The organism is Brevibacterium sp. FAM 24630 (assembly GCF_049804075.1).
Taxonomy (GTDB): Bacteria; Actinomycetota; Actinomycetes; order Actinomycetales; family Brevibacteriaceae; genus Brevibacterium.
In genome coordinates, this window is sequence record NZ_JBNBZD010000002.1 from 74,978 (window position 1) to 84,055 (window position 9,078).

The 9,078-nt window shown below is 66.2% G+C and carries 7 protein-coding genes, 1 pseudogene and 1 riboswitch; of the genes and pseudogenes, 4 read left to right on the forward strand and 4 right to left on the reverse strand.

What is annotated here, in order from left to right:
- Positions 1–92 precede the first annotated feature (92 nt).
- From ACPUD7_RS01835 to ACPUD7_RS01845, 3 genes and pseudogenes are all read right to left on the reverse strand, one after another.
- Positions 93–659 (reverse strand): DUF805 domain-containing protein, encoded by a 567-nt coding sequence (locus ACPUD7_RS01835; RefSeq protein WP_425118950.1) that lies wholly within the window; start codon positions 657–659, stop codon positions 93–95.
- 226 nt (positions 660–885) lie between these two features.
- Positions 886–2,198, reverse strand: a pseudogene (locus ACPUD7_RS01840) (MFS transporter).
- Positions 2,199–2,273: 75 nt separating this feature from the next.
- Positions 2,274–2,762 carry a MarR family winged helix-turn-helix transcriptional regulator gene (locus ACPUD7_RS01845; protein WP_425118951.1) on the reverse strand — a complete coding sequence of 163 codons (489 nt, stop codon included), beginning with the start codon at positions 2,760–2,762 and terminating at the stop codon, positions 2,274–2,276.
- A gap of 115 nt (positions 2,763–2,877) precedes the next feature.
- Positions 2,878–3,006: riboswitch (FMN riboswitch) on the forward strand.
- 114 nt (positions 3,007–3,120) lie between these two features.
- On the opposite strand from ACPUD7_RS01845, the gene ribD reads away from it, so the two are divergent.
- The 4 genes from ribD (at position 3,121) to ribH (ending at position 6,990) form a co-directional block, all read left to right on the forward strand.
- Positions 3,121–4,266 (forward strand): bifunctional diaminohydroxyphosphoribosylaminopyrimidine deaminase/5-amino-6-(5-phosphoribosylamino)uracil reductase RibD, encoded by a 1,146-nt coding sequence (gene ribD, locus ACPUD7_RS01850; protein ID WP_425118953.1) that lies wholly within the window; start codon positions 3,121–3,123, stop codon positions 4,264–4,266.
- Positions 4,267–4,342: 76 nt separating this feature from the next.
- On the forward strand, positions 4,343–5,005 hold the full coding sequence (locus ACPUD7_RS01855) for a riboflavin synthase (RefSeq protein ID WP_135539786.1): 663 nt from the start codon (positions 4,343–4,345) through the stop codon (positions 5,003–5,005).
- A complete protein-coding gene (gene ribA / locus ACPUD7_RS01860) occupies positions 4,998–6,383 on the forward strand; it encodes a GTP cyclohydrolase II (protein ID WP_425118955.1) in 1,386 nt (461 codons plus the stop codon). Before ACPUD7_RS01855 ends, ribA begins: the two co-directional genes overlap by 8 nt.
- 136 nt (positions 6,384–6,519) lie before the next feature.
- The gene (gene ribH, locus ACPUD7_RS01865; protein ID WP_425118956.1) at positions 6,520–6,990 is read left to right on the forward strand and encodes a 6,7-dimethyl-8-ribityllumazine synthase; all 471 of its coding nucleotides are present in this window, start codon (positions 6,520–6,522) and stop codon (positions 6,988–6,990) included.
- A gap of 135 nt (positions 6,991–7,125) precedes the next feature.
- Here ribH and poxB read toward each other — a convergent pair whose 3' ends face one another.
- Entirely contained in the window at positions 7,126–8,841 is a 1,716-nt protein-coding gene (gene poxB / locus ACPUD7_RS01870; protein ID WP_135539780.1) for a ubiquinone-dependent pyruvate dehydrogenase, read from the reverse strand.
- Positions 8,842–9,078 lie beyond the last annotated feature (237 nt).

The window sequence follows — 9,078 nt, forward strand, 5'->3', positions numbered from 1 at the left end:
ATACCGTTGCAACGGTGCGAGATGGCGCCGACGGGGCGTGATGGTCCCGCAGCTGACATGTCCTCAGCGAGACGTGATTGCCGGAGTGCGACTCAGGCGTCGTAGCGCTGTCCCTCGGGCTTCGAAGGCATGATGTAGAGCACGATGAGGACGATGCTGCCGATGCCCGTCAAGGACAGAAGGTACAGCAGACCTGAGTAGTTCGCATCATGAAGCCGGCGCCAGGAGATGGCGATCTGCGGTACCAGAGTAGCCAGGACGAAAAGCCCCATGAGCGTTCCACCGATGCCCATCAGAGCCAGGCTGGCCCCGGACGGCCCGGAGAACCCATACGGATCCCCAGATGCCGAAACCGACATCATGACCAACCCGATGATCAGCAAGATATACGGAATCAGAGCACCGAGAGCGGTGAACAGGTAAGCGAACCAGAACTCGCTGCGCGAGGCCCGGCCGTTGAACTTCACGTAGTTCTTGAAGAAGCGCTTGACGGCCTGGCCGAAGGAGGCGCCGTAGAGCGGGAGGGAAAGGTCATCGGGGTGGGCGGCACCGCGCGGCGCTCCGCCGAAGCCCTGCTCACCGGGCATTCCGGCACCCGGCATTCCCTGACCGGGGACCCCGGAACCTGAGTTGTATGCTGCATTCGCGTCGTAGGACATTATGACCTTCGTATTTAGAGGATTGTTCAGGATCAGCAGCTCCAATTGTGCACCAAAGTCCGCCTCCGCCCCTATTTCCCACGGTTTCAGATCTGCAACACGCCTCTTCGTTCGCCCAACGGCCCTGCCTCGACGACAGCAGCCGCATCCCGAACTCGAACCTTCGAAGACAGCAGCGGCGCCCGAGGATCTGTCCTTCGGGCGCCGCTGGGAATGCCTCGATGCCTCAGGCATCACCCCCGGTCAGGGCATATGCTTCGTCGACCGGAGTCTCGTCGATATGGCCGTCGACGCGACGCAGCGTCTTCCAGCCCACCGAGATGACGACGACCGACAGCAGCACGGCTCCGGCTCCGAAGAGGTACGGAGAACCGGCCCGATCGACTCGGACACGGCTCCGGCGACGATCGGCGCCACGGCACCGCCGACGAAGCGCACACCCGAGTAGGTGCCCGAAGCCACCGGGCGGGGCAGGTCGCTGACCTCCATCGCCGATTCTGTGAAGACCGTGTTGAGCACACCGAGGAACATGCCCGCGACGATGATGCAGATGATGATGCCGACGAACGAGTCGACGAGGAACGACATGACCCCGAGCAGCACAGCGAGCGCGACGAGGGTGACGATGAGGCTGCGGCGGCGCCCCATCCGCTTGGTCAGCTGCGGAGCCGCGAACACCGAGGTGACCGCCACGCAGATGCCCCAGCCGAAGAAGACGTAGCCGAGTCCCATGGCTCCGAAGTCCTCCATGCCCATCTTCGCGGCGGCCGCTTCGACAGGGAAGGGGCTGTAGGCCAGGAGGATGAAGAAGCCGAAGTTGTACAGCAGCGCGGAGACACCGAGCACAGCCACTCCCGGACGAGCGAGCGCCCGGAATGTGGCACTGAGCCTGATCGGCTCGGCAGACGGTCCGCCCGAATTCGTGCCTCCCGGCAGCAGCACGACGATGGCGATGAAGCCGATGGCCATGAGGACTGCGGTGCCGAAGAACGGACCGCGCCACGAGATCCCGCCGAGCAGCCCGCCGAGGAGCGGGCCGGTGGCGATGCCCACGCCCAGAGCCGCCTCGTAGAGGATGATCGCCCTATCCGCGCCGCCGGATGCGGCACCGACGATCGTCGACAGGGCGGTGGAGATGAAGAGCGCATTGCCCAGACCCCAACCGGCGCGGAAGCCGATGATCTGGTCGACGGAACCGGAGAATCCCGCGAGCGCGGCGAATGCGACGATGAGGACGAGCCCGACGAGCAGTGTGGTCTTCGCGCCGATGCGCGAGGACAGGAAGCTCGTGAAGAACATCATGCCGCCGGTGATGAACAGGTAGCTGGTGAACAGCAGCATCGACTGGGCGGGAGAGGCATCGAGTTCAGCCGAGATGGCCGGCAGGATCGGGTCGACCAGACCGATGCCCATGAAGGCGATGACGGCGGCGAACGCAACTGCCCAGACGGCACGTGGCTGATGGAGGATGGACGCTCCCGCCCCGGTGTCGCCGGGTGTTTCGTCTCCTGTGGCTTCGTTGTCTGCTGACGCTCTCATCTGCTGGTCGCGTCCCCTTTCGTGTGGTGCCTTCTGTTGTGAGATCACGGGTGAGACCCGTAGTGGATTCGTCGTCTAGTCCGCGTTCGCGTCCGACTCCGGTGCTTCCGCGGATTCGTCGACGCTGTCGACCGGATGCCGATCCTTGAGGAAGTCCGAGACCAGCCCGAGTGCCCGATCGACGCTCTGCCGCTCCTCGACGCTGAGCGATTCGAAGTACGGCTGCATCTGATCGATCATGATCGAGCGGTTCTCGGCCAGCCGCTCCCGGCCGGCATCGGTCAGCGAGAACTGCGAGGCGCGCCCGTCGGTGGGGCTCGCCTCCCGGACGACGAGTCCGGCCTCCTCGAGTTTGGCGAGGAGCTTCGTCGCCGCGGGCTGTGAACTCAGGTACCCCTGGGCGAAATGCCCGACCCGAACGGGCTGATACTGCTCGACGACTGCGAGCGCTCGCAGGGCGGCCAAGGAGTTCTCGTTGCCGATCACTCGCCGAAACGCCCTGGTCAGACGCGACGAGACGACGACGAGACGCGATACGAGCTCTGCTGAATCCACATCATCCATAACCTCTTTATATACCCCGGTTATGCATCACGGCAAATCCGGCTCCGCCGGACGCGGAGGTCATCTTGTGACGGACGCCACATCCGCCTCGGCGATGGTCGTGCTAATCTGGCCTCACATGTTCCGGGGACGGTGAAATTCCGTACCGGCGGTCATAGTCCGCGACCCGCTGGCATTCGTGCAGGCGGTTGATTCGGTGAAATTCCGAAACCGACAGTCAGAGTCTGGATGGGAGGAGCATGGTGGCCTTGGCCGCTGTGGAGGCGTGCATTCGCATGCACCGCCGTCAGCGTCCGGCCGCTCTGATGGTTGCACCCGCAATATCCTCCCTCCCGGCGAAGGCTCGGGAGGTTTTTTCATGGGCGCGCAGCTCACGGAGGCAGCGGAGTTCACCGAACTCGAATCCGCGGCGATGACCGCGGCCCTCAACGCGGCCCGCGAAGGATTCCGCGGGGCGAATCCGCTCGTGGGCGCCGCAATCCTGACCGACGACGGCCAGATCGTCATCGGCCATCACCGTGGCGCCGGCACTCCACACGCCGAAGTCGATGCCATCACCACCGCTCACGATCTCGACATCGACCTGTCCGCTGCGACGCTGTTCGTCACGCTCGAACCCTGCTCCCACTACGGTCGGACGGGGCCGTGCACCGAGGCGATCCGCTCCGCCGGAATCCCGTCCGTCATCTTCGCCGCACCCGACCCGAATCCGCTGGCCGCCGGTGGCGGTGAGATCCTCGCCGAGGCGGGGCTCACAGTGCGTTCGGGACTGCACCGCGCGGACTCCCGCGCTCTCAACGCCCGGTGGGTCTCGGCGATGTCCGAGGGCCGGCCCTTCGTCACGGTGAAGATCGCGCAGAGCCTCGACGGGGCCGTTGCCGCCGCCGACGGGACCAGCCAATGGATCACCTCGGCGCAGTCCCGGGCGCACGCCCATGAGATCCGCTCTCGCGTCGATGCCATCCTCGTCGGCACCGGCACGGCGCTGGCCGATGATCCGCGACTCAACGCCCGCGAAGCGGACGGGACCGCCCTGCCGAATCAGCCGCGGCCCGTCGTGCTCGGTGACACCGAGCTGCCCGCCGAATCCTTCCTCGCGCTCAACCCCGACACCCTCCGGCTGCGCACCCATGACATCGGCGAAGCCCTGGACCGACTGCACGAGGAGAAGGTCCGCCACCTCCTCGTCGAGGGCGGGCCGCGGATCCTCGCCGCCTTCTTCGCCGCCGGTGTCGTCGATGAGGTCTTCTGCTATCAGGCGCCGCTGCTGATCGGCCCGGGCCGGCGCAGCATCGAAGGGCTCAATATCGGCACCCTCAGCGAGGCGCTTCGACTGGTCCCCGACGACACCGAGGTGCCCGCCCTCTCAACGCTCGGCCCCGACTTCCTGCTCCACTTCGCCACAGAGACGACACCACCGGGATCCGCCCCGCCGGTTTCAGAGTCGACAGGGGCAGGGTCGACGGGTTCAGGATCGACCGTCTCAGGCCCACCGGGCCCCTGACGACACGCAGCCGGCCCACCGCTGCCCCACTCGACACTCACTGTTCAGCACCACGACTTCAGCATCACGGAGGCACATGTTCACCGGAATCATCGAAGGACTCGGCACCGTCGAGACCATCGAGCACACGAACGATTCGGCCGCGATCACCATCGATGCCGGCGATCTCGTCGCCGATCTCGACCTCGGCGGATCGCTGGCCGTCAACGGCGTCTGCCTGACCTCGACGAGACGGTCCGCTGCGCAGAAGCCGGGACGCTTCACCGCCGAGGTGATGGGCGAGACGCTGCGTCTGACCGGGCTCGGCACGCTGGGCACCGGCGACCGGGTCAACCTGGAACGCTGCACACCCGCCTCGGGGCGCTTCGACGGTCACGTCGTCCAAGGCCACGTCGACGGACGCGGCGAACTCATCGACCGCATCGACCGGCCCGACTGGTCGACCCTGCGCATCGCGGTCCCGAACGACCTCGCTCCGCTGACAGCGGTCAAGGGATCCATCGCCCTCAACGGAGTGTCCCTGACCCTGACCGCCGTGTCCGAACCCTCGGCCCCCAACGCGTGGGTCGAGGTCGGCCTCATCCCGGCCACCCTGACCCATACGACCTTCGGCGAGCTCGAGGTCGGCGCGGCCGTGAACATCGAAGTCGATGTGCTCGCGAAGTACACCGCCCGCCTCCTGTCCTTCTCATCGTCTACGACGCACAACAGCACTCAGCAAGGAGTCGATCATGACTGATTCAGTCGCTCACGCCAGCCGTCTCGACCCGATCGACGCGGCCATCTCCGCCGTCGCCGCCGGCCGTCCCATCCTCGTCGTCGACGATGAGGACAGGGAGAACGAAGGCGACCTCATCATGGCCGCCGAATACGCGGACGCCGCGACGATCGGCTTCTTCGTCCGCCACACCTCGGGCGTCATCTGCGCTCCTATGACCGCCAACCGCGCCGGTGCCCTGCGACTGCCGCCGATGGTCACCGACAACGAGGACCCGAAGGGCACCGCCTACACGATCAGCTGCGACGCAGTGGGAGTGACCACGGGAATCAGCGCCGCCGAACGTGCCGAGACCGGCCGGGTGCTCGCCGCAGCGATCCCCGATCCGGCAGCGATCTCGCGGCCCGGTCACATCTTCCCGCTCGTCGCGAAGGACGGCGGGGTCCGCGAACGCCCGGGCCACACCGAAGCGGGTGTCGAGTTCGCGCGCCTGGCCGGTGCGCAGCCGGTGGCGATGATCGCCGAGGTGGTCCACGACGACGGTTCGATGATGCGCTTCGACGCGGTCCGTGACTTCGCCGATGCGAACGACCTCGTCATGGTCTCCATCGAGCAGCTCATCGCCTACCTCGATGCCCGGGATGCAGGCGGCGTCGACGAGGCGTCGTCGACGGGGTCTTCCGCACTGACCGGCACCGAGACCTCTGCAACTTCCGCGATGTCCGGCGCCGAGTCACCGGCGGGAGACGAGCCCCTGCTGACGACCGCGGAGGTTCCGCTGCCGACGAAGCACGGGAGCCTGCGGGCCCGCGCGTTCACGATCGACGGGCACGACCACCTCGGCGTGTTCGCGGGATCGTTGGACTCTGCATCTGACGGTCCGGCGCCCTTGGTGCGTGTGCATTCGGAGTGCCTGACCGGGGATGTCTTCGGTTCGCATCGGTGTGACTGCGGGGAGCAGCTCGACCGGGCGCTCGATCTCGTCGCCGACCGTGGAGGGGCCGTGATCTACCTGACCGGGCATGAGGGCCGCGGGATCGGACTGAGCAACAAGCTGCGTGCCTATGCGCTGCAGGATCAGGGCCGAGACACGGTGGATGCGAATCGTGACCTCGGGTTCACCGATGATGCCCGCGACTACCGTGCCGCCGCAGCGATTCTGCGTTCGCTCGGTCTCACACGCATCCGACTGCTGACGAACAACCCGGCGAAGACGGCAGCACTGGAGAAGCTGGGCATCACGGTCGAGGCGGTGGTCTCGCTCGAGGTCGCCGCCCGCCCGGAGAACACCCACTACCTGGCCACGAAGCGCGAACGCATGCACCATGCGCTCACGCTGCCCGAGGTCACGGGGACTGCCCGCGACAGCGCCGAATCCACCGGGGCCGTCGCCAGCTGACGCTCAGCCGCCGGCCCTGGCGGCACCGATCATACGAAGACCACGACGGGGTCACCGCACTCTCGTCAGGAACGAACCAGGCTCTTCCGAACCCGCACGACAGGCTCACCCGAGCCCTTGAGCAAAGGACATACCCATGGCCCATTCCGGAGCCCCCGCACTCACCGTCGACGCCGCCGATCTGCGCGTCGCCATCGTCGCTGCCTCCTGGCACACCCAGATCATGGACGGACTCGTCGACGGAGCCCAACGCGCCGCCGCCGAGGCCGGTGCCGAAGCCACGCTCATCCGCGTTCCCGGCAGCTTCGAACTGCCGGTCGCCGCGGCACGACTGATGCCGCACTTCGACGCGGTCGTCGCCCTCGGCGTGGTCATCCGCGGTGGCACTCCGCACTTCGACTACGTCTGCCAGGCCGCCACCGACGGCCTGGGTCGTGTGGCCATCGACTCCGGCAAGCCCGTGGGCTTCGGCGTGCTCACCTGTGACACCGAACAGCAGGGGCTCGACCGTGCCGGGCTCGAGGGATCGCAGGAAGACAAGGGGCATGAGGCGCTGACCGCAGCCCTCGTCACCGCTCAGGCCTTAGCCCCCTACGGTCTCCGCTGACCAGCACCTCCCCTGGTTTCATCGAGAAACAGGTTGAGTGCCGAGGCCCGGGAGTGCACTCCCGTTTCTCGGCACTCAACCTGTTTCTCGGCAGGGGCCTCAGGCGCAGCGTCAGCCGCGGCGTCAGGCGCGGCGTCAGAAGAGCTGGCGGATGTTCGTCCGTGCGAGGTCGATGAGTTCATCGCCCTTGCCCGACATCACCGTGCGGATGGCGTAGAGGGCGAAGCCCTTGGCCTGGTCGGCGGTGATCGTCGGCGGCATCGACAGCTCCTGCCGCTCGGTGACGACGTCGAGGACTGCGGGCCCGTCGTAGGCGAGGAACTCACGCACCACCTTCGGCAGGTCCTTGGACTTCTCGACGCGGAACCCCTTGATCCCGACCGCCTCGGCGATGGTGGAGAAATCGGGGTTGTTGAGCTCGGTGCCGAAGGTGACGAAACCGGCGGCCTTCATCTCGAGCTCGACGAAGTTGAGCGAGGAGTTGTTGTACACGACCGTCTTCACCGGCAGTTTGTTCTGGGTGAGCGTGATGAGTTCGCCCAGCAGCATCGACAGTCCGCCGTCACCGGCGAGCGCAATGGTCTGCCGGTCCTCGAACGCTGACTGCACCCCGACACTCTGGGAGAGGGCGTTGGCCATGGAGCCGTGGCTGAAAGACCCGATGAGGCGGCGCTTGCCGTTCATCGTCAGATACCTCGCCGCCCAGGTCACCGGTGATCCCACATCCGGGACGAAGACCGCATCGTCATCGGCCATCTCGTCGATGAGCCGGGTGAGGTACTGCGGGTGGATGGTGCGCTTCGACGGTGTGGCGAGTTCGTCGAGCTCCTTGCGGGTCTTCGCATAGTGCTTGGTCATCGTCTTGAGATGAGAACTGCTGCGGTGGCCCTTGATGAGAGGCAGCAGTGAGTCGACGGTATCGGCCACCGTCCCCACCAGGCCGATGTCGACCGGGGTGCGCCGCCCGATCTGGGAGCCGCGCACGTCGACCTGGATGACGGTCGCGTCTTCGGGATAGAACTGCTGATAGGGCAGGTCGGTTCCGAGCATGAGCAGGGTGTCGCAGCCCTTGAGCGCGTGATAGCCGGAGGAGAAGCCGAGCAGACCTGTCATGCCCACGTCGAAGGGGTTGTCGTACTCGACGAATTCCTTGCCGCGCAGGGCGTGGACGATCGGTGCCTGCAGCTTGTCGGCGATGGCGATGAGCTCATCATGAGCGCCCTCGGTGCCGGCGCCGGCGAGGATCGTGACCTTCTTGCCCTTGTTGAGCGCCTTCGCGGCGGCCTCGACCTGGGATTCGGCGGGGATCACGTGCGAGGGATAGGACCGGACCACCTCGGCGGCGGCGCTGATCTCGGTCAGGCCGATGTCACCGGGGATGACGAGGACCGCGACGCCGCGCTTCTCGACGGCCTCGCGCATGGCGATGCGCAGCAGCCGGGGCATCTGCTCGGCAGTGGCCACGTTTTCGACGTAGACGCTGCATTCGCGGAACAGCTCGGTCGGGTGGGTCTCCTGGAAGTAGTTCGAGCCGATCTCGTCGCTGGGGATCTGTGCGGCGATCGCCAACACGGGAACTCGCGACCGCTGGGCATCGTAGAGACCGTTGATGAGGTGGAGGTTGCCGGGCCCGCAGCTGCCGGCGCACACGGCCAGCTGGCCGGTCAGTGCGGCCTCACCGCTGGCGGCGAAGGAGGCGGCCTCCTCGTGGCGGACATGGACCCAGTCGAGCTGAGGGTTGACCCGCAGCGCATCGGTGAAGCCGTTGAGCGAGTCTCCGGGGATGCCGTAGACGCGCTGGACTCCGCTGGCCACGAGGGTATCGACGATGTTTCTGGCGACGGTGGGCATTGACTTCCTTCCGTTGAAACACGAACGCCGAGGTAGCTCGTCTGCGTTCCCCGGCGTATGCGTGGACCGCACCGTCAGTCTATCCCCGAGTCCACCGGCTGGATATGTGAGAGCAGTGACAGCGCGGAGCAGCTGGGACGGTCCGGACGTGACAGGCAGATTGCCATATCGACAGCACGTGTAAAGAATTCGCCATTTCTTTTACACGTTCCGCGAATGCAGCAATCGACTTTGCAC